The sequence below is a fragment of the Natronorubrum sp. A-ect3 genome (genome assembly GCF_041821125.1).
Classification (GTDB): domain Archaea; phylum Halobacteriota; class Halobacteria; order Halobacteriales; family Natrialbaceae; genus Natronorubrum; species Natronorubrum bangense.
Genome location: NZ_JBGUBB010000002.1, coordinates 472,137 through 490,261, shown reverse-complemented (window position 1 = coordinate 490,261; position 18,125 = coordinate 472,137). Strand labels below are relative to the sequence as shown.

Here is an 18,125-nt window from a genome sequence, read left to right as displayed (position 1 = left end):
GCCGACTGAACGAGAGGAGCAACCAGCATCTCGCTACCGTAGCTACTGACCGTCACTGCAGATCGAATCGCACGACGGCTCTTCGTTGCGGCGTCACTCGATTCGACTGTTACTCTGCCGTGGTGACGACCAGTGGCTACTGGAGTCGATCCAGTTCGTCGGGAACGTCGCTGAGGTCGACACCAAGCGTCCGCGCCGTTGCGAACGCAGCGCGCTTTTCGGCCGTTCGCCGCTCGATCGCGTTCGGACCGACCGCGAGTTCGACTCGAGTCAGCCCATCCTCGAGACTCGATTGACCGAGCACCGTCACCGGGCCGACCTCGCGCGTATTCCGAACGTGTGTGCCACCGCAGACCGACACGTCCCACTGGCCATGCGCGCTCGATGTCGTGGTGCCGGCGCTGTTGGTACCGTCCGCACCGATCGTGACGACTCGTACACGATCGCCCGCGAAAGCGTCCACTTCCCGTTCGTCGACGCGAATTCGCCCGTGGTCGCGTGCCCTCGAGACCGGGATCGCTTCCCAGGACACCGACCGAGATTCCCAGACAACCCGATTGACCAGTTCGTCCAGTTCGATCAGTGTCGCCTCGTCGACTGGCTCTGTCTCGAGGTCGAGTCCGACCACCTCCGGACCGATCTCGAGGCCAGCGACGGTCCCCTCTCCGAGCGTTCGCCTGACGGCACCGGCGAGAATGTGGCCGGCCGTATGCGCCCGCATACAGTACATTCGAAACGCCCACTCGACCGAACAGAGGGCCCGATGGCCCTGTCTGAACGACGGCTCCTCGGCTAAGACGTGGCGCTGTTCTCCATCGACCAGCCGAACGTCGACAACCTCGAGGCCGCCGATCGTCCCGCGGTCGGCCGGCTGGCCGCCGCTTGCACCATAAAAGTAGCTCGTCTCGAGCCAGACGCAGTCTCCATCGACAGCCGTCACCTCCGTTTCGAATCGCGTGGCGTACGGCTCCCGTGCCGCCCGTTGTCCGGTCATCGATTGGACTCTCTCGGCAGCCAACAAAAGTCTGCTCGCTGCGATCGGGAGCCAGCGCCGTGGTCGGTCGCGACGTGTTGTTGGCGACGACGCACGTGTCGTACGGACTGTTGTCGGGCAGTTCCGGCGCGGCCCTGCTAGCATCGGGAAACAGGGACCGCAGACCGTCTCAGTGACGGTTACTCCGCGAGTGTCACATCCAGTCGGTCCTCGAGGGCGTCGATCAATCCACCGCCGACGCCAGCCTGGGTCGCTCGTCCCTGTTCGACCGCGAGGATGTCTTTCTCGCGTGCGCCGAGTTCCTCGGCGAGTTCCTCACGCTGGAGGCCGGCGTCCCGACGAGCGTCGACCAACGCCTCGCCGTAGCCGGAGACGAGATACGGCAGCGGATCCTCGTTGTAGTTCGTCCCCTCTTTTTCCCAGTGTTTGGAGTCGCCATCCCAGACCGGGTTTGCCTTGGCGACGTTCTGGGCCGCCTTCTGTTTGCGAGTCGGTCCGTCACTCGAGTCAGTGTGGCCGCCCTGTGACCCGCGCTGGCCGCTCCCGCGCGAGCGACTCTGGTTGTCGTCGTGTGGGGCACAGTCCGGACAGACCTCGAGTTCGGCACCCGCCACAGAGGCGAGTCGGAGCGAATCACTCTCGGCACCGCAGAGTTCGCAGTTCGTCCCGCCGCCGCCGGAGGACGAACCCGTCGAATACTTAGCCATGGTATCCTTTGGCAACTGTCGCATTTCAAATCTCCGCTCCAATCGGTCCCGTGTCATCCGAGCGCAGGGCGGAGTGAAAAGAAAGGGCTTTTGTAATACCCGTGGCTACGATTGAGTGCAGTAAGACAAAGACCGCGAGCGTGGGTAGCCAAGCCAGGCCAACGGCGCAGCGTTGAGGGCGCTGTCCCGTAGGGGTCCGCCGGTTCAAATCCGGTCCCACGCATCGCATGGGCGGGATTCCCGCCACTAACGATGCAGGTGATTTCCCTTCGCGGACATCACCCACGCATAACTTCTGAGGAAACTACTTCCCAAGAGCGATGGCTCGGTACCGGGCGCTGTCCCGTCTGGGTCCGCCGATGAGCGACGCGTGGCGCGAAGCGCCACGGGAATGCGAACGGCGTAGCCGTGAGCGATGCGACACGACGGAGGTTCGAATCCGGTCCCGCGCACAACTCCTACAGAAACGACACCACACAGCAACAGCGCTTTCGCTCGAGTCGGCCCACAGTCCCCGAGCGACGGCCGACAGTTCCGCAAGCCGGCAGTGTCGTCAGGAGACAGCAACCCCTTTCCTGTCTCGGTCAAACGATGAGATATGGAGTACGTTCCTCGAGAGCGCGTCAACGCTCTCACTGCGGTCCTGAGTATCGTCTCGCTCGCGGTGGTGTTTGCGGCGGCAGGGGGCCGAATACCAGCCTCGACGGTGCCGGCTGCGCCCCAGTGGTTTCTTGACGCAATCCCACACCTCAACGTCGCGATCAGCGTGGCGGCAATCGGGACGATCACGCTGGGCTGGCGGTCGATCCGTCGCGGGAACGTCGACAGACACCGTCTCGCGATGGTCGCCTCGTTCGGACTGTTCGTGGCTTTCCTGACGTTCTATCTCTACCGGCTGATCGCGACCGGCGGGCCGGACCCGTTCCCCGGCCCCGATACCGTCTACCAGTTCGTCTACCTGCCAGTGCTCGCCATTCACATCTTCCTGGCGGTCATCTGTGTCCCGCTGGTTTACTACGTGCTGTTGCTTGCGACCTCGCGGCCGACCGAAGAGCTGTATCAGACCAGTCACGCTCGCGTCGGCCGGCTCGCGGCGAGCCTATGGCTGATCTCCTTCTCGCTAGGAATCGTCGTCTACGTGCTGTTACACGTCGGCTACTAGCTCGCTCGAGAAACCGAAAATCGATACCGAAACGTGTCTCATACGGTTTACTGTAATCAATTACCGCCGATCGCCAGAACGGGTCGGCGATCGGCGGTAAACAGTTACAGCAATCCGTATCAGTCGTCGGCCTGCAACGTCTGTCCGCCGAGATCCGGTCGGCTGACGTCGCGGTCGGTTTCCTCGCCGTCGATATCGTAGGGGTACTCTCCAGTTACACAGCCCAGACAGAGGTCGATACGCTCTTTGCCGAGGACCTCGGCGACGGCGTCGGTCGAGAGATACGCGAGACTGTCGGCGGCGATAACGTCACGAATCTCCTCGGTCGTCTTGTCCGAGGCGATGAGCTCCTCACGGGTCGCCATGTCGATCCCCATGTAACACGGGGCGACGATCTCCGGCGCACCGATTCGGACGTGGACCTCTTTGGCCCCACAGTCTTTGAGCAGTTGGACCAGCTGTGTCGAGGTGGTCCCGCGGACGATGCTGTCGTCGATGACGGTAACGGTCTTGCCTTCGATGGTGGATTTGATCGGGTTGAGCTTCAGCCGCACGGCGCGTTCGCGTTCGTCCTGAGTCGGCATGATGAACGTCCGGCCGACGTAGCGGTTTTTCATCAGCCCTTCTGCGAACTCGACGCCGTCGTCGTCCTCGGCACGCGGCTCGCCATCGGCCGTCGTCTCCGTGGCCGCGTCGGCATAGCCCGATGCGAACGCCCGTCCGGAGTCAGGAACCGGCATCACGACGTCGGTCTCGACACCGCTTTCCTCCCAGAGCTTCCGGCCCAGATTCCGGCGTGCCTCGTAGACGAGCGTCTCGTCCATGACGCTGTCTGGCCGGGCGAAGTAGACGTGTTCGAAAAAGCAGTGGGCCGTGTTGTCGTTCTCGACGAGCTGATACGAGTCGAATCCGTCGCCGTTTTCCTGCAGGACGACGAGCTCACCCGGCCGCACGTCGCGGACGAGTTCGCCATCGAGCGTGTCGATCGCCGCCGATTCGGAGGCGAGGATATAGCCATCCTCGAGTTTCCCGATACAGAGCGGTCGGTTCCCCTGTGGGTCACGGACCCCGAGAACGGTGTCGTCGTGGCTGATCGTCAGCGCGTACGAGCCGTGAATCCGCCCCATCGTCCGCTTGACCGCGCGGACGAGGTCCTCCTCGAGCAAGTTGCGCGCGAGGTCGTGAGCGATGACCTCGGTGTCACCATCGCTGGTGAAGGCGTGGCCAACCGCCGCGAGCTCCTCGCGGATCTCGTCGGCGTTGACGAGATTGCCGTTGTGGCTGAGGCCAAGCGAGCCACTCTTGAAGGAGACGGAAAACGGCTGCGCGCACGACGAGTCGACGGAGCCAGCCGTCGGATACCGGACGTGGCCGATCCCTGCCCACCCGTTGAGGGTGTCGAGGTCTCTTTCATCGAAGACGTCGCCCACGAGACCCATATCAACATGGCTGTGTTGCTGGAACCCGTCGTGGGTGATGATTCCAGCGGACTCCTGGCCGCGGTGCTGGAGTGCATAGAGCGCATAGTACAACGGTCGTGCCGCGTCTCGACCGTCCAGTGAGACGCCGACGACGCCACACTTTTCGGTCATCCCTGTTCGCCGGGGAGTTTCGCCCCGCCCATCAGTCATGGAAGTCAGTAGGGCTCCCAGTCGATAAAAATCCCCGTGTTTGTGCTTTTCAGCTAGCCGTCGGAGTTCATTACTATCCATGTTCGTGCATACTATTTCGATATTCGGGCGACGGCACTCGGTTCCCATGTGGTGGGCCCCCATGTGACTCAACCGATCGGCTTGTAAGTCGCCGACGGGACAGCACCAAACCAGGTGGCGACGCAAATCCCCACGTGTTCAAGACCGTTGCCTCGAGTCTCTGTGTATGCGACTCGAGGAGTACTGGGGAGTCGGTCCGAAGACGAGAGCGACGCTAGTCGAACAACTGGGCGAAACGCGGGCGATCGAGGCAATTGAGAACGGAGATGTGCGTACACTCTCGAATGCCGGTCTCGCGCGCGGGCGAGCAACACGTATCCTTCGGCGGGCGACGGGCAGCGGTGAGATGGACACGCTGGCAACGAGTGATGCTCGCGCGGCGTACAAGGAACTGCTCGAGATCGTGGTCGAACACGCCGTTACGGAACGTTCAGCCGACCGAATTCGGGTGCTCACGCCACTTTCGAGCCGCGAGGCGATGGACGATCGGCTTGACGACGTCCTCGAAGCTCGTGACGCCTGGGCTGCACTTGCAGACGACGACCGCGAAACCGTCCTCGCCGCCTACGAACGCTACGACGAGCGCGATGGCAGCGACCACGCCGCTGTCGAGGCCGCACTCGCATTGCTCGAGGTCGGCGTCGATTCCGGGCCGTTCGCGGCGGTTGCTGACCTCGAGCGGGACCGACTGACTGACGCTGCCGACGCGCTCGCCGCCCTCGACGACGGGCGCGTCAACGAAGGCGCAGACGCGGAACTCGACCGGCTCCGGAAGACGCTGGGGGCGATCGAGGATATCGACGCCAACGCATCCGACCTGCTCGCGGAACTCCGCTCGGATGGCGTGCGTGACGTCGGTCAGTTCCGCGAGGCCGTCGAAGATCACCTGCTGACCGAGACGGCAGTCACGGTCGACCGGGTTCGGGAAGCGATGGCGACCGACGCGGCCGACGCAACGGATTTCATCAGAACAACGCTCCGAGCGCTGCGGACCGATCTCACTGCTGCGATCGACGAGCGCGAACAAACGGTCGCAAGCGACCTCGAGAACACCCTCGAAGCCTCTCGAACAGCCATCGACCGAGCTGTCACGTCGGTCGACGACATCGCTCTCTCACTATCGCTTGCACGCTTTGCACTCGCCTACGACTGTACGCGGCCGACGTTCGTCGAGGACGAAGCGCATCGTGTCTCGAGGCCTGCGAGCGAGCCAACTGAGCGCACACCTGAACAGGCTGGCGCAGTCTCCGTCGTCAATGCACACAACCTCACGCTCGCCTCTCAGGACACTAACGGCTCGATTCAGCCAATCACCTACGCGCTGGGCGCGCACGGGATCGAAACCGTGCCCGCCGACGTCAACGCGGTTCCCGGCACGGAACGCGTCTCGGTCCTCACCGGCGCCAACAGCGGTGGGAAGACGACGCTGCTCGAAACGCTGTGTCAGGTCGTCTTGCTCGCGATGATGGGGATTCCCGTCCCTGCCGAGCGGGCCGAGGTGACACCCGTTGAGTCGCTCGTCTTCCACCGCAGACACGCGAGTTTCAACGCGGGTGTCCTCGAGGCGACACTGCGCTCGATCGTGCCGCCGCTGTCGGCCGGCGGGCGCACCCTGATGCTGGTCGACGAGTTCGAAGCGATCACCGAACCTGGCAGTGCGGCGGAGTTGCTGCACGGACTCGTCCGACTCGCCGTCGAGCAGGACGCTCTTGGCGTGTTCGTCACGCATCTGGCCGACGACCTCGCGCCGCTGCCGTCGGAAGCGCGCGTCGACGGCATCTTCGCGGAGGGGCTGGACTCCGAACTGGAGCTACTGGTCGACTACCAACCCCGGTTTGACACCGTCGGGCGGTCGACACCGGAGTTCATCGTCTCGAGACTTATCGCGAACGCCGACGACCGAAGCGAGCAAGCGGGCTTCGAGACGCTCGCGGAGGCGGTCGGGAGCGACGTCGTCCAGCAGACGCTTGCCGACGCGCGCTGGCGCGAACGCGACTAAGGGGGGTCGTCGGTGTCGTTGCCCGTCTCCCAGTCGTCATCCGTCTCGCTCGTCTCCCAGTCGTCGGTCACATCCTGCCACCAGTCGTCCTCGAGCCAGCGGTCCGGCGTCGGCGTATACGCTGTGGCGTCCGATTCCGGATCGTCGCCAACGTAGGTGTAGACCGTTCCGTCCTCGTCCGCACAGACCCGCGACTCGAGATACGCTTGTGCCGCACGCCGTGAGAGAGCCCCCATCTCGATGAGATCGCCGAGCGCCGTCTTGGTCGCACGGAACCACGTTCGCACGCGGCGGTCGGCAGCGTCGCTCTCGACGGCGATGATCGCGCCACGACCGCCATTGCGGCCATCACCCCATTCAAGCCAGCAGACGCGGTAGGCGGTGACGTCGTAGTCGGCATCGGGGTCGACGAGATACAACGCCTCGTGGATACAGGGGTCGAGGAAATCCGTCAGGATGCGATCCCGGGCGACCGAATCCGCGAGCAGGTCGGCAGTGACCGAACCCGATGCGAGCGGTGTTTCGGGGGTGATCTGTCTCCCGAAAGCGGCGTTTTCGCCGCCCCAATGGCTGTATCGCAGATCGTAGAGGCGATCCGGCCGTCGGTAGGCGACGAGTGCTCTATGCCCCATCGGCCTCTCGTCTCGAACGAACCCGATAGCTGTGTGTGTCTCTCGAGCGACGACAGGTCGTGGTCTGGCGTGCCATCGCTGGTGCTGGTTGCCCATCCGTACTTGAACCTACGGACAGGTACCGGCACGACACGACCCACTGACCTGGTCCTTCAGTTGAGAATCGGTGGACGGTTCGCTAGCTCGCCGCTTCAACCCGTGCCTCGGCGCGTTCTTTTACGGCGACGTTCATCGCTTCGAACCCGTCTTCGAGCGCCTCCGCATCGAACAACAGTGGCACGAGCGCGCCGCGGACCGTTTCGCGATGGAGCAGCCGCGTTCGCTCGCCGTTGTTGATCGGCTCGAGATGAAACTCGTGGTAGCCGTCAAAGACGAACGGAACGACGAGTCGACCGAGCCAGACGAGCCGGCGATGCTCCTCGACGGCGACGACCTCCGGTTTGACCGTCATTCCTCGAGAGTCGGGTGGTTCGATCCGAACCCGGAGCTGTTCGCCCTCGGTTGGCTCCCCTTCGATCGCGCGGACGAAGGGGTTCCACTCGGGGTAGCTGTCGAACTCGAGGAGGACATCCCAGACGACCTCGGGCGGGGCATCGATCTCTTCGAACACCTCGATCTGATTCATGCTAGCAAGACACGTTCTTGAGCACCATCCCTGTGCCGGTGTCACAGCTCTCCGACCACGGTCGATCGCACAGCGTGTAGCCTCGAGCAATGCCTCCGCGGACAACTCGTCGACCAGAACGTCGCTTTCGTCGGTCATCGCAACCGTGGCCTCTCACGACACTCAACAACTGATTTTTCCACCATAGATGTGGATTGTCTGTCTGTGCGTGATGGTCGGCTCCGATGTGCGGTCGACGCCGAACGGTTGAAGACGACGACGACGAAGACAGTCGTATGGAACGAACGGGGACGATTCTTCGCGGTCGCGAGTTCGAGCCCGTCGAGGGACGGGTCGTCATCGGCGACGACGGTCGAATCGAAGCGATCGAAGAGACGTCAGTCGACAGTTCGGAGATCATCGTGCCGGCCTTCGTCAACGCCCACACCCATATTGGCGACTCGATCGCCAAAGAGGCCGGTGGCGGCCTCTCGCTCGAGGAATTGGTCGCACCGCCGGATGGACTGAAACATCGCCTGCTCCGGGCGGCCTCGCGTGAAGAACTGGTCGCGGGGATGCGCACATCGCTCGAGTTCATGCAACAGGCCGGCACCGCGGCCTGTCTCGATTTCCGCGAGAATGACGTCGAGGGCGTCGAGATGCTCGCAGACGCCGCGTCCGGCCTCGAGATCGATGCGTACTCGTTCGCCCGCGGCTCCGTCGAGGCGATGGAAGCGGGCGATGGGTTCGGCGCAAGCGGTGCGAACGACGGAACGTTCGACCGAGAACGGCGGGCAACCCGTCGCGCTGGGAAGCCGTTCGGGATCCACGCCGGCGAGGTTGACGCGAGCGACATCCACCCGGCACTCGATCTCGAGCCGGACTTTCTGGTACATATGGTCCACCCCGAACCGGTCCATCTCGACCGGCTTGCCGACAGCGAGATCCCGATCGTCGTCTGTCCACGCTCGAACCTCGTTACGGATGTCGGTCTCTCGCCCTACGCGGAACTAAACGAGCGAACGACGCTCGCACTCGGGACGGACAACGTGATGCTCAACTCTCCCTCGATGTTCCGGGAGATGGAGTTCCTCGCCAAACTCACCGAGCTGTCGGCTGCAGAAATCCTCCGAATGGCCACCATAAACGGGGCCGAGATTGCCGACCTCGAGTACGGACTCATCGAGCCGGGGCGGGAGGCTCGGTTGCTGGTGCTCGATGGTGACTCGAGCAATCTCGCAGGCGTGCGGGACCCCGTTCGAGCCGTGGTTCGACGGGCTGGCGTCAGCGACGTCACTGACGTCTGTTTCGGAGGCTGACGACGGAGCGAGGATAGCCGAGTGTCAACGCCACTCACAGCAACGCTATTATATTTTACTGACGTACGCTAGCATACATCGTATGTACGACTGTATCCTCGTTCCGACCGACGGATCGCCGGAAGTCGAGCGGGCTCTCGAGCACGCGTTCGAGCTGGCACGCGCACACGACGCGACGATCCGGGCACTCTATGTCGTCAACGTCGCTGGCTACGGGAGCCTGCCCATGGAGAGCGCGCTGGAGGGGATCAGCGGTGCGCTTCGAGATGAAGGGGAGGCAGCCCTGCAACGGGTCGAGGAGCTCGCGCCGGACGACATCGAACTCGAAACGGAAATCGTCGATGGAACGCCGAGCCGCGTCATCGTCGAGCAGGCACAGCCGGGGGCGTGTGATCTCGTCGTGATGGGGACACACGGCCGTGGCGGGATCGATCGGCTCTTACTCGGCAGCGTCACCGAGCGCGTCGTTCGGAAGGCCCCCGTCCCGGTGTTGACAGTACACGTCGATCCGGAGAACAGTGAGGACCGATCGGAACAACACGCTGCCGTCGAATGAGACGGTCTGCTGTTCGTCAGTTCCGGCGCGACCGCAGGACGGGGTGCGGTTGCGCCAGTCGAACGGTACAACAGCCCGTCAGACTGCCACGGGAAAATCTCTTTAATCAGCGACTACACGGGACGCAGATGTTCACAGTCACCCGCCGAGACCGTCTTCTCTCCCTCCTCAGTCTCGATCACGAGCGCGCCCGAGGACGTGACGTCGACCGCCTCGCCGATGATATCGCCTGCGGCGCGTTCGATTCGGACCCGCTGACCGAGTGTCAACGCAAGCTCACGCCAGGCTGGCACGACTGCCTCGAGGTCGTTCCGATAGGCGTCGAACTCCTCTAAGACCCGCTGGACGAACAGTCGCCGGTCGACGTCGCCCGCTTCGTCGCGAATCGTCGTGGCCCCCTCAGGGAGGCTTTCAGCGTCGATGTTCGCGTTGATCCCCATGCCGACGATGATCCACTCGACGCGATCCGTTTCGCCCTCCATCTCGGTGAGAATCCCCGCGAGTTTTTGATAGTCGCCGTCCTCTCCGACCGGAATAACCACGTCGTTCGGCCATTTGATTCGGGCGTCAACACCGGCTTCGCGGACCGCCCGCGCCATCGCGACCGACGCCGCAAGCGTATACAGCGGCGCTTGCGCCGGTGTGATCTCGGGACGGGTGACGACGCTGACCCAGACGCCACCCGAGGGAGCCGACCACGCACGCTCGAGGCGGCCGCGCCCGCCGGTCTGTTCGTCTGCCAGGACGGCCACGTTCGACGCCCCTTCGGTGGCCAACTCACGTGCTCGAGCGTTCGTACTCCCGATCGACTCGTGGTATTCGACCGAGAACGGGGCCTCGAGTCCGTACTCGACGGTTGAGCCGGTGTAGGCTGTCACGTCGACCAGTTCGTAGCCGTCAGACCCACTCTCGATCTCGAAGCCATCGTCGCGAAGCCCGTCGATCTGTTTCCAGATTGCTGCTCGCGAGATATCCAGCCTGTCGGCCAGCTCCGGCCCCGAGACTGGTCCCGCTGCAAGCGCCTTGAGAATCGATCGTCGCGTCTCGTTCATGCCCTCGAGAGGGGCACGCTCGTACTTCAATCGGCGGGATCGTCTCCGGCTGACCGGACCACGGTGACGCAGAGCGTGGCGGAACGGTCGTCTCGAGTGTCACTGTCACGGACACGTTCGTTCGCTGGCTACTCCACAGATTTTTGTCGGTGGTTGGTGGACATCCAACTGTGTGAGGGAGTAACAAATACCATGAAGATCGGATCGACCTGTACGGTTTGCAACGCGCGTATCGAGGACGACGCGATCATACACTGCAACACGTGCGGCAGAGACGTACACGAACAGTGTGAGACGTACGAGACGACCTACGAGTGTCGCTACTGTGGTGAGGAGCCGTGGATCGGCGCAGTAGAATTCTGAACGCGATTTTTTGCCGCCAACAGTATAGTAGCCACTGCAAGTCAATGCACACCTGATCGCACGATGGCTGTGCGATCAGTGTGTAAATCGTTGCAGTTGTTACTATAGGCGCCAGCGGTTATCGACACCAGGTCTGGTTTCTCCCGTCGTCAGGCGTCGATCCGAACGGCCGCTTTCGGCGGTCCTCGAGCCATTCGAGTGGACACCCGAGAGAACGGATTCGGTGAAGTTGGTCGTTCGAAATGTCGGATCGACAACACCGAGACGACCAGTTGCCGTGATCGACGCTGTCAGACCGATCGCTCAGTCTCGAATCTCGAGCAGTTTCTCGCGGCCCGGTTCGATCAGTTCGTCGAGGTAGGTCGCGAGCGTCCCTTTCGCGTCGGCGGGGTGGAGTTCGCCGGACTCGAGGTCGTCGGCCAAGTTCTCGTACTCCTCGTAGGTGAGATTGCCGCCGTACTTCTCGGGCCGTTCGACGACGACGTCTTCGAAGCGTGGGAAGACGTGATACTCGAACAGTTCGAGGACGGGGTTCTCGAGGTCGCCCTCGGGGTCCCGGGTCGGTGGGCAGAACGCCGAGTTGACCTTCTCCTCGACGTCCGCGGTCGAGTCTTCCATCGAGATCGTCACGCCCTCGCTCGAGGACATCTTCCCCTCGCCGCTGGTAAGATCAGCAACGATGGGGGTGTGCAGACATGGCCGGACCTCGTACTCCAGTTCCGGCAGTTTCTCACGGGCGAGCATGTGGACCTTCCGCTGGTCTAGACCGCCAACGGCGAGATCGAGGTCGAGGTACTCGATGTCTAACGTCTGCATCAGCGGGTAGACGAGATGACTGACGTTCGCGGTTTCGTCGCCCTGGAGTTCAGCCATCGCGCGCTGGGCGCGGTTCATCGTCGTCGAGAGTTCGAGTTGGTGCAGGTCGAGGGTGTACTCCTCGTCGAGCTGGAACTCGGAGCCGTAGACGAACTCGGTGTTGTCCTCCTCGAGGCCGTAGGCGATAAACTGGGCTTTCATCTGTTCGGCCGTCTCGCGGATCTCTTCGAACGTGCCTTTCCCGTTCAGGTAGGCGTGGACGTCCGCGAGCAAGACGACGACCTCCAGGCCCGCCTCCTGAAGATCGATGAGTTTGTTCGCCGTCAGCAGGTGCCCGAGATGAAGGACGCCGGAGGGTTCGTAGCCGACGTAGACGCGCTTGCCCTCGGGATCGTCCGCGAGCTCGCGTACCTCCTCGTCGGTGACGACCTCCTCGGCGTTTCGCATAATCAGGTCGTACGTATCCATATGTGGACTGAAACCGGAGCAGGAATTTATAGTCGATGAAAGACCCTCGAGCGAACGAGCACAGTCGCGGCGTCAGTTGGCGGCGCTCGTGTGTGCCCCGTGGCGAGTGCCTGCCGAACACACTTGTTGCGGACAGCCCTACGCTAGCTGATTCCATGGGCTATCGAGAGGATGCCATCAACGCCATCCGCCGAACCATTATTCCACAGCTCCACTACCTGTTCAAGGGTAGCTTCGGCGGCTACGCCGTTAGCCACACCACGGCCGACGAGTACGCCCTGACCGCCCACTGTTCGGAGGCGACGATCGAAGAGATTCTCGAGCAACTGGGCTTTTCGCGCAACCCTATCGCGTCGCTGAAGGTTCGGATGGACGGCAACACCGCCGAAGGCTCGTGGGTCTGGCGTGCGTCTCCACTCGCCGACAACCAGCTTCATATCGTTCTCCACAAACTCGAGGATGCCGAGAAAGTCGACGTCTACGCTCACTGGGAGTGTTCGTGGATCCGCCATCCGTACAAACACTACGTCGCACGCGGCTACGACGCCGAGAAAGGTGTCGAACTGGCCCGCCGCTGGCTCGTCGATGCCGGCGACGAGCGGCTCAACGGCTCCAGTGGCATCGAGTACGAGATCGACGGCTCGCTGTCACGGCGCGCCAGCGAGTATCTCTCGGTGTCGTACTATCAGATCGAAGAACGCCTGACAACGCTTCGATCTTGGCTCCCTGTTCTCGACGGGGACACAAACAAAATTACCGACCGCGACGGAGAACGGGACGCCGTCTCACCGACGATCACGGACGAGTTCTGATCAGCTGCCGTCGCTCACTCACAGCTCGCCCGATCGAATTCGGTCCTCTGCCTGCTCGAGTGCCGCCTCACGATCGAACTCGTTAATAATCGATCGCAGCACGGCCTCGTCTTCGTCGGCCAACACCCGGGCATGCTCGGTCATGTTCGGCACGGCACGGATGATGTTGTCCACGATCGGGACGTCCGCGACCTGTGGCGACCGCGAGAGCGGATTGAGGTCGATAACGATCTCGGTTTTGTCCATCTCGTTGAGCGCCTCCGCGCGATCGCCGTCCTCGAGGGGCACAAGCACGACGTCAGCATCGTAGATGCCGTCTTCGTCCACCTTTGCGCGCTGGTGGTCTAAGTTCGGAATCCGCGCGTTGGCCTCGAGTCCCTTGACGTCCTCAGCACCGTGCTCGCGGAGGTGGTCCGCGATGGCTTCGATCCGTTCTGGAGTGCGATTGAAGAGGTTGATCTCGAGGTCCGCACCGGTGGCCTCGGCGAGGGCGACCATCTCGCTGGGGACCAGCGCCGCGACGTTGCCGTTGATCGAGAGCACAGGGTGATCGGCGAGCAGGAGATGGGCAGCGGCTGCGCGTTCGGCGTCGTCCGCGCTGGGAATCGTTGCCTCGCCCAGCAGGTAGTCGAACGCGCTCCCGCGCCCTTCGGCGTGCATTCCTTGCAAGTGGGTAATCCCCTTTTCGACACCCTTTTCGATTCGGTGGCGGGTGAGCAGGTCCTGATATCTGGGGTGATCCTCCGGAATCTCCTCTTCGTGTTCGACGTCGGCGGAGACGGTGTCGTAGTCGGTCACGATCGATCACTGGCTTTGGTCAATAAAAAACGGCCCGATTGGTCGACGATCGACTCCCGTGGGCCGTGGGGCAGCGGTGCCCGGAATCGGTCCGATCAGTAGTTTATTATACGGTTTTGTTGTTCAAAGTTGCTCGTAAAACTCGTGGTTAGTACAGGTTGATAACGGTCCAACACACCGACTGTGTTCGGGAGTTACTCTCGACTCCTGTTAGGATCTCGCTCACTCGAATTGATATCTGACGAGCCAACCGCTTTGGTTGCCCGTTTGGCTTCCTCGCGACCTGAATCAGGATGGTCGGTGGTGCGAACGTTGGTTCAAGTTGATCTGATCCAACTGTTTTCTACCATCTATCCCCTGTTCGTCCCTTCGACCGATTCGATGATTATTTGTGCGTTATCTCGAGTCCGCCCGTCGAACTCGTCGAGTCGGCGCTCGATCGGCTCGCGTGCTGGTTCCAGCAGATCGAGATGGGCCTCGACTTTCACGATCCCGTAGAGTACGTCCACCGCGTTGGCGGCGGTCGTCCCGTCTCCGTCGAGCACGTGCTTGACCAGTACATCGAGCGCGGGTTCGATCACCGCCGGGTCTTCCTGGCCGAGAGAATACGCAGTCGTCCACGAGATCGAGACGTCGGGTTCGGTGAGCCGGTTGCATAGCTCGTAGAATACGGACGCCGCTGCAGCCGGCTCCCGCTGTGCGATGGCCACGAATGGCTTTCGAACGCCCCTTCGTCCACCCGTTTCGACTGCCGCATGTAGGTGGTCCACCCAGTCGGGGAACGCGTCTGGTCTCCCGTCGTAGAGTGACCCGAGCACCTCGGCGACGTGTTGGCGTCTGAGCCTGTTCGTCTGTGGTGCCGTGAACTGATTGACGAGCAACTCGACAGCAGGGGCAACGGCATCGAAATCGACGGTCCCGATGTGCTCGATGACGCTCAGTGACCATCTTCCCTGCCGATCATTGAGGGAATCGACGAACGTCCGAGCGTGTCGGAGGAAGGCGTCAGGATGGTGTTTGGCCGTCTTGGCGACCGCTTTCTTGACCGGGGCCCGGTTCGGTCGATCCGTCGTCCACCCGTACTCGACGAGGGAATCGGCATGTGTTGCGAGGAGATCGGGACAGGATTGTTCGAGACCGCTGAACGCTCGGGCCGCTTGGCGCTGGAGCCCCCAGTGGTTGGACTCGAGGCCGTCGATCAGTCGTTCGACGACGCGCTCACCGAGTTTCTCGTCGACGTAGTCCGGCCAGTACTGGACTCCCTCGTCCACGACTTCGTGCTCGGTCTCCGAAAGGACGGCCGCCGCGTTGGACCGAACCCGATCGTTCGAGTCGGCAAGATGATCAGCAGCTGCCTCGACGATTCGTTCCACGTCGACCGGCTGCTGGCGCTCATCTCGTTCGAGTTGCGTGAACGATCGGTGGCCAAGTGCAGTGAGTGCGTTCGCCCGCGTCCGCGGATTATCATCGTCGGTCAGGGCGAACAGTGGCCCCGCCGCGTCGTTCCCACCGACGTAGTGATCCCAGGTGACGGCGAAGAAGCGACTCGCATACTCGCGTGCCGCCGGATCGTCGGCTTCGAGAGCGGCTGTGACCGCAGGCTCGACCGGCTCGACGGCGTTGTCGTGCGCCTTTGCGATCCACGAGAGAAACCGAAGGGTGGCAACGTCCAGTGAAGACTGCTCGTCGGTGCTGCCTCGTCGGTTTGTAATCCGCGAGAGGAACGGAAGGGCAGCGACGCCCGACGGTGACCGTTCGATGTCCGAGCGAGTCGCTTCGACCGCGAGTACCACCGAATCCCGATGGTCGATCACAGTCGTCAGGACGCCGGCGACATACGGGCGGGTCGTCGGATCGTCAAGCGACGTGACCAACGTCGGGCCTCGAAGACACAACGGCGTCGGCACGAACTGCGACACCTCGTAGAGAATTTCGGCGGCGTCTCGACGCTGCGTTTCGTCCTCGCACTTCAGCTCCGCGACCACGTCGTCGAGCGCATCGGTGAACGCTCGAGCGAACTCGTCGTCCACGTAATCGGGGCCGGCGTCCTCGGCGTCTGGGACACCCATCTCTTCGAGGATTGCCACTGCCTGCGCTCGATCGTCTGCGTCGGCGAATCGACCGACGAACGAGACCAGCGGATCCGTCATCGTCTTGCCCACGTCATCGGTGCTCCGCCAGCAAGCCATATTCGCGCTGGAAATAGGAGGTAACGTCCCGACCGACGAACCCCTCCACACCGGACATGGCGTCCACCGGCACGAATCTCCCATCGATCCGCTCGTACAGCCGACCGTCGCCTGCCATCGCAGTATCGTTCGCCCACACGACGAGCGCCCGTCGGGCTTCGACGCCAAGGTCGGTTAGCCGTTCGGCGTCGATTTCCTCCTGGGCTTTCCAGACCAGAGCGTCAGGCCACCGGACTGTGTCTGGATCCTCGAGTGCTTCACGGAGCTGCTCTTCCACCGTTGTCACGGATCGGTCGCCCGAGTCGAACGTGACGCGAATCCACGAACTCATCGGATAGATGAACAGAATGAATACTGTTAATTTTTCGGTTGTGGACCACATGACCACCGATACTTGTTTCGATCGAATTTGGATGCATATAGCGTCCTGTAAGCGACTGTAGGTATCGAACTGCCTGATTCAGTTTCAGGCATAGTTATCGGTGAAGAAATCGCGATACTGTCTACTGCTATCCTCGAGGGACATATAAATTCACGATACGGTTCGTGATGAGGTACTCGCCGCTCTCGAGCCAACTGCAACTATGGCCACAGAGACACCCGATCGAGAACACACGCCAACGAACGAGACACGCGACATAGACGACAGCCAGTATGCTGCCCACCTCGAGCGCAGCCGAACCGTCTGGGACCGCTGGAGCGATTACTACACGATGAGCGAGACCGACCTCGAGCCGATGCGTGAGGCGGCGATCGACCGACTCGAGTTGCAGCCGGGCGATCGTGTCCTCGAGATCGGCTGTGGGCCGGGCGTCAACTTCGAGCGGGTTCGCAGCGAGATCGGCGAGCAGGGCGAACTCGTCGCCGTCGACTACAGCCCGGAGATGATCGCAACGGCACGAGCACGCATCGACCATCACGGCTGGGAGAACGTCGAGGTTCGCCGCGCCGACGCGACGACGGCCGAGTTCGACGAACCGTTCGATGCGGCGATCGCGACGCTTTCGCTGTCCGTCATGCCGGACATCCGCCGTGCGGTCGAAACCGTCTCCCAGTCGCTGGTCCCCGACGCGACGTTCGTGGTCGTCGATATTCGACCAGTCCCTGACGGCCCTGCTCGTCTTCTGAACCCGCTGCTGTGGCGGTTTCTTCGCTGGTACGCGAACTGGAACCCCGACGACGACGTCGTGGACGCGCTCGCAACTGTCTTCGACACCCACGAACTCGTCGACACCTCGCTGGCCGGGACTCTCTACACTGTCGTCTGCGAGAAGGAGAAGTAATGCCCTACGGGCCCCGCTCGAGCACACGTTCGACCGCGTTTGCTTCGCCACGACGGATGAGTGCCGATGCTGTCGAGACGGCACACTCGAGTTCGTCGGCGACGGCCTCGATACCACCCTCGCGCGGCACCTCGTAGAAGCCAACGTCCCAAGCGGCCTGCAATGCGGCCAGCTGTCGATCCGAAACCGCCGTGTCAGTGGTCGTAATCGCCTGACTGACCCAGCGCACGTCGAGTGCCATCCCGTCGGGAATCTCCGCCATCACGTCGGTGAGCGCCGTCGAATGCCCGACGAGCGTCAGTCGAATCGTTCGGTCGGATCTGACCTCGATGGGGGGGACGACTACGACGGTGTCCTGTGCGAGTGCGTTCAACAGCGACAGCCCGTCCGGCCCGAGATCACGACGCAGATAGAGAAAGAAGCCGTCGTCGGCTGGCGTTATCTCGTACTCGAGAACCGCCTCGAGGTCGTCTAACAGCGGTTCGTAGGCCTCGGGATCGCCGTAGACAAAAGACGTGATCGTTTCGACGCCATCGACGGCTTGCCCGCCGACGATCACCTCCCGTTCGAGCGCCGGCGAGTCACAGATCCCCTCGTGGAGCGGCGGGAGCGCAGCGGTCGTGTATCGAAGCTCGATTCGCATCGACTTCATGACTCGA

17 protein-coding genes and 1 tRNA gene are annotated in these 18,125 nt (G+C 62.5%); 7 read left to right on the top strand and 11 right to left on the bottom strand.

Going from position 1 to position 18,125, the window contains the following annotated elements:
• Positions 1 to 136: 136 nt before the first annotated feature.
• Positions 137 to 994, bottom strand: a complete 858-nt coding sequence (locus tag ACERJA_RS09025; RefSeq protein WP_373607873.1) for an alanyl-tRNA editing protein — start codon at positions 992 to 994, stop codon at positions 137 to 139.
• A gap of 179 nt (positions 995 to 1,173) precedes the next feature.
• Positions 1,174 to 1,725 carry a multiprotein-bridging factor 1 family protein gene (locus ACERJA_RS09020; protein ID WP_373607872.1) on the bottom strand — a complete coding sequence of 184 codons (552 nt, stop codon included), beginning with the start codon at positions 1,723 to 1,725 and terminating at the stop codon, positions 1,174 to 1,176.
• Between the two features lie 114 nt (positions 1,726 to 1,839).
• On the opposite strand from ACERJA_RS09020, the gene ACERJA_RS09015 reads away from it, so the two are divergent.
• Positions 1,840 to 1,924: transfer RNA gene (locus tag ACERJA_RS09015), tRNA-Leu, on the top strand.
• Between the two features lie 375 nt (positions 1,925 to 2,299).
• A complete protein-coding gene (locus ACERJA_RS09010; protein WP_373607871.1) occupies positions 2,300 to 2,863 on the top strand; it encodes a DUF420 domain-containing protein in 564 nt (187 codons plus the stop codon).
• A 119-nt stretch (positions 2,864 to 2,982) separates the two neighbouring features.
• Here the strand turns inward: ACERJA_RS09010 and purF are convergent, their stop codons facing one another.
• A complete protein-coding gene (purF, locus tag ACERJA_RS09005) occupies positions 2,983 to 4,455 on the bottom strand; it encodes an amidophosphoribosyltransferase (protein ID WP_373608471.1) in 1,473 nt (490 codons plus the stop codon).
• 286 nt (positions 4,456 to 4,741) lie between these two features.
• On the opposite strand from purF, the gene ACERJA_RS09000 reads away from it, so the two are divergent.
• The gene (locus ACERJA_RS09000) at positions 4,742 to 6,574 is read left to right on the top strand and encodes a DNA mismatch repair protein (protein WP_373607870.1); all 1,833 of its coding nucleotides are present in this window, start codon (positions 4,742 to 4,744) and stop codon (positions 6,572 to 6,574) included.
• Here the strand turns inward: ACERJA_RS09000 and ACERJA_RS08995 are convergent.
• Complete coding sequence (locus ACERJA_RS08995; RefSeq protein ID WP_373607869.1) at positions 6,571 to 7,206, bottom strand: DUF6735 family protein; 636 nt, start codon at positions 7,204 to 7,206, stop codon at positions 6,571 to 6,573. The two genes, ACERJA_RS09000 and ACERJA_RS08995, sit on opposite strands and share 4 nt — an antisense overlap.
• Positions 7,207 to 7,384: 178 nt before the next feature.
• On the bottom strand, positions 7,385 to 7,831 hold the full coding sequence (locus tag ACERJA_RS08990; protein ID WP_373607868.1) for an SRPBCC family protein: 447 nt from the start codon (positions 7,829 to 7,831) through the stop codon (positions 7,385 to 7,387).
• A gap of 275 nt (positions 7,832 to 8,106) precedes the next feature.
• On the opposite strand from ACERJA_RS08990, the gene ACERJA_RS08985 reads away from it, so the two are divergent.
• Both ACERJA_RS08985 and ACERJA_RS08980 read left to right on the top strand, forming a co-directional pair.
• The gene (locus tag ACERJA_RS08985; RefSeq protein ID WP_373607867.1) at positions 8,107 to 9,129 is read left to right on the top strand and encodes an amidohydrolase family protein; all 1,023 of its coding nucleotides are present in this window, start codon (positions 8,107 to 8,109) and stop codon (positions 9,127 to 9,129) included.
• A gap of 82 nt (positions 9,130 to 9,211) precedes the next feature.
• Complete coding sequence (locus tag ACERJA_RS08980; RefSeq protein ID WP_373607866.1) at positions 9,212 to 9,685, top strand: universal stress protein; 474 nt, start codon at positions 9,212 to 9,214, stop codon at positions 9,683 to 9,685.
• Between the two features lie 113 nt (positions 9,686 to 9,798).
• Here ACERJA_RS08980 and ACERJA_RS08975 read toward each other — a convergent pair whose 3' ends face one another.
• Both ACERJA_RS08975 and ACERJA_RS08970 read right to left on the bottom strand, forming a co-directional pair.
• The gene (locus ACERJA_RS08975) at positions 9,799 to 10,737 is read right to left on the bottom strand and encodes a biotin--[acetyl-CoA-carboxylase] ligase (RefSeq protein ID WP_373607865.1); all 939 of its coding nucleotides are present in this window, start codon (positions 10,735 to 10,737) and stop codon (positions 9,799 to 9,801) included.
• Positions 10,738 to 11,403: 666 nt separating this feature from the next.
• A complete protein-coding gene (locus ACERJA_RS08970; protein WP_373607864.1) occupies positions 11,404 to 12,384 on the bottom strand; it encodes a tyrosine--tRNA ligase in 981 nt (326 codons plus the stop codon).
• 155 nt (positions 12,385 to 12,539) lie between these two features.
• Between ACERJA_RS08970 and ACERJA_RS08965 the strand changes: the two genes are divergently transcribed.
• Positions 12,540 to 13,196 (top strand): hypothetical protein, encoded by a 657-nt coding sequence (locus ACERJA_RS08965; protein ID WP_373607863.1) that lies wholly within the window; start codon positions 12,540 to 12,542, stop codon positions 13,194 to 13,196.
• An 18-nt stretch (positions 13,197 to 13,214) separates the two neighbouring features.
• Here the strand turns inward: ACERJA_RS08965 and ACERJA_RS08960 are convergent, their stop codons facing one another.
• The 3 genes from ACERJA_RS08960 to ACERJA_RS08950 form a co-directional block, all read right to left on the bottom strand.
• Positions 13,215 to 13,994, bottom strand: a complete 780-nt coding sequence (locus tag ACERJA_RS08960) for a 4-phosphopantoate--beta-alanine ligase (RefSeq protein WP_373607862.1) — start codon at positions 13,992 to 13,994, stop codon at positions 13,215 to 13,217.
• A gap of 350 nt (positions 13,995 to 14,344) precedes the next feature.
• Positions 14,345 to 16,144 carry a hypothetical protein gene (locus ACERJA_RS08955; RefSeq protein ID WP_373607861.1) on the bottom strand — a complete coding sequence of 600 codons (1,800 nt, stop codon included), beginning with the start codon at positions 16,142 to 16,144 and terminating at the stop codon, positions 14,345 to 14,347.
• Positions 16,145 to 16,157: 13 nt separating this feature from the next.
• Positions 16,158 to 16,514 carry a hypothetical protein gene (locus ACERJA_RS08950; RefSeq protein WP_373607860.1) on the bottom strand — a complete coding sequence of 119 codons (357 nt, stop codon included), beginning with the start codon at positions 16,512 to 16,514 and terminating at the stop codon, positions 16,158 to 16,160.
• Between the two features lie 253 nt (positions 16,515 to 16,767).
• On the opposite strand from ACERJA_RS08950, the gene ACERJA_RS08945 reads away from it, so the two are divergent.
• Positions 16,768 to 17,466 carry a class I SAM-dependent methyltransferase gene (locus tag ACERJA_RS08945; protein WP_373607859.1) on the top strand — a complete coding sequence of 233 codons (699 nt, stop codon included), beginning with the start codon at positions 16,768 to 16,770 and terminating at the stop codon, positions 17,464 to 17,466.
• 4 nt (positions 17,467 to 17,470) lie between these two features.
• Here the strand turns inward: ACERJA_RS08945 and ACERJA_RS08940 are convergent, their stop codons facing one another.
• Positions 17,471 to 18,118, bottom strand: a complete 648-nt coding sequence (locus ACERJA_RS08940) for a helix-turn-helix domain-containing protein (protein ID WP_373607858.1) — start codon at positions 18,116 to 18,118, stop codon at positions 17,471 to 17,473.
• Positions 18,119 to 18,125: the final 7 nt, after the last annotated feature.

What these genes read in the sequence shown, in the direction of transcription:
- ACERJA_RS09025 (WP_373607873.1), bottom strand. Translation starts at nt 994, where the DNA reads ATGACCGGACAACGGGCGGCACGGGAGCCGTACGCCACGCGATTCGAA.
- ACERJA_RS09020 (WP_373607872.1), bottom strand. Translation starts at nt 1,725, where the DNA reads ATGCGACAGTTGCCAAAGGATACCATGGCTAAGTATTCGACGGGTTCG.
- ACERJA_RS09010 (WP_373607871.1), top strand. Translation starts at nt 2,300, where the DNA reads ATGGAGTACGTTCCTCGAGAGCGCGTCAACGCTCTCACTGCGGTCCTG.
- purF (WP_373608471.1), bottom strand. Translation starts at nt 4,455, where the DNA reads ATGACCGAAAAGTGTGGCGTCGTCGGCGTCTCACTGGACGGTCGAGAC.
- ACERJA_RS09000 (WP_373607870.1), top strand. Translation starts at nt 4,742, where the DNA reads ATGCGACTCGAGGAGTACTGGGGAGTCGGTCCGAAGACGAGAGCGACG.
- ACERJA_RS08995 (WP_373607869.1), bottom strand. Translation starts at nt 7,206, where the DNA reads ATGGGGCATAGAGCACTCGTCGCCTACCGACGGCCGGATCGCCTCTAC.
- ACERJA_RS08990 (WP_373607868.1), bottom strand. Translation starts at nt 7,831, where the DNA reads ATGAATCAGATCGAGGTGTTCGAAGAGATCGATGCCCCGCCCGAGGTC.
- ACERJA_RS08985 (WP_373607867.1), top strand. Translation starts at nt 8,107, where the DNA reads ATGGAACGAACGGGGACGATTCTTCGCGGTCGCGAGTTCGAGCCCGTC.
- ACERJA_RS08980 (WP_373607866.1), top strand. Translation starts at nt 9,212, where the DNA reads ATGTACGACTGTATCCTCGTTCCGACCGACGGATCGCCGGAAGTCGAG.
- ACERJA_RS08975 (WP_373607865.1), bottom strand. Translation starts at nt 10,737, where the DNA reads ATGAACGAGACGCGACGATCGATTCTCAAGGCGCTTGCAGCGGGACCA.
- ACERJA_RS08970 (WP_373607864.1), bottom strand. Translation starts at nt 12,384, where the DNA reads ATGGATACGTACGACCTGATTATGCGAAACGCCGAGGAGGTCGTCACC.
- ACERJA_RS08965 (WP_373607863.1), top strand. Translation starts at nt 12,540, where the DNA reads ATGGGCTATCGAGAGGATGCCATCAACGCCATCCGCCGAACCATTATT.
- ACERJA_RS08955 (WP_373607861.1), bottom strand. Translation starts at nt 16,144, where the DNA reads ATGACGGATCCGCTGGTCTCGTTCGTCGGTCGATTCGCCGACGCAGAC.
- ACERJA_RS08950 (WP_373607860.1), bottom strand. Translation starts at nt 16,514, where the DNA reads ATGAGTTCGTGGATTCGCGTCACGTTCGACTCGGGCGACCGATCCGTG.
- ACERJA_RS08945 (WP_373607859.1), top strand. Translation starts at nt 16,768, where the DNA reads ATGGCCACAGAGACACCCGATCGAGAACACACGCCAACGAACGAGACA.
- ACERJA_RS08940 (WP_373607858.1), bottom strand. Translation starts at nt 18,118, where the DNA reads ATGAAGTCGATGCGAATCGAGCTTCGATACACGACCGCTGCGCTCCCG.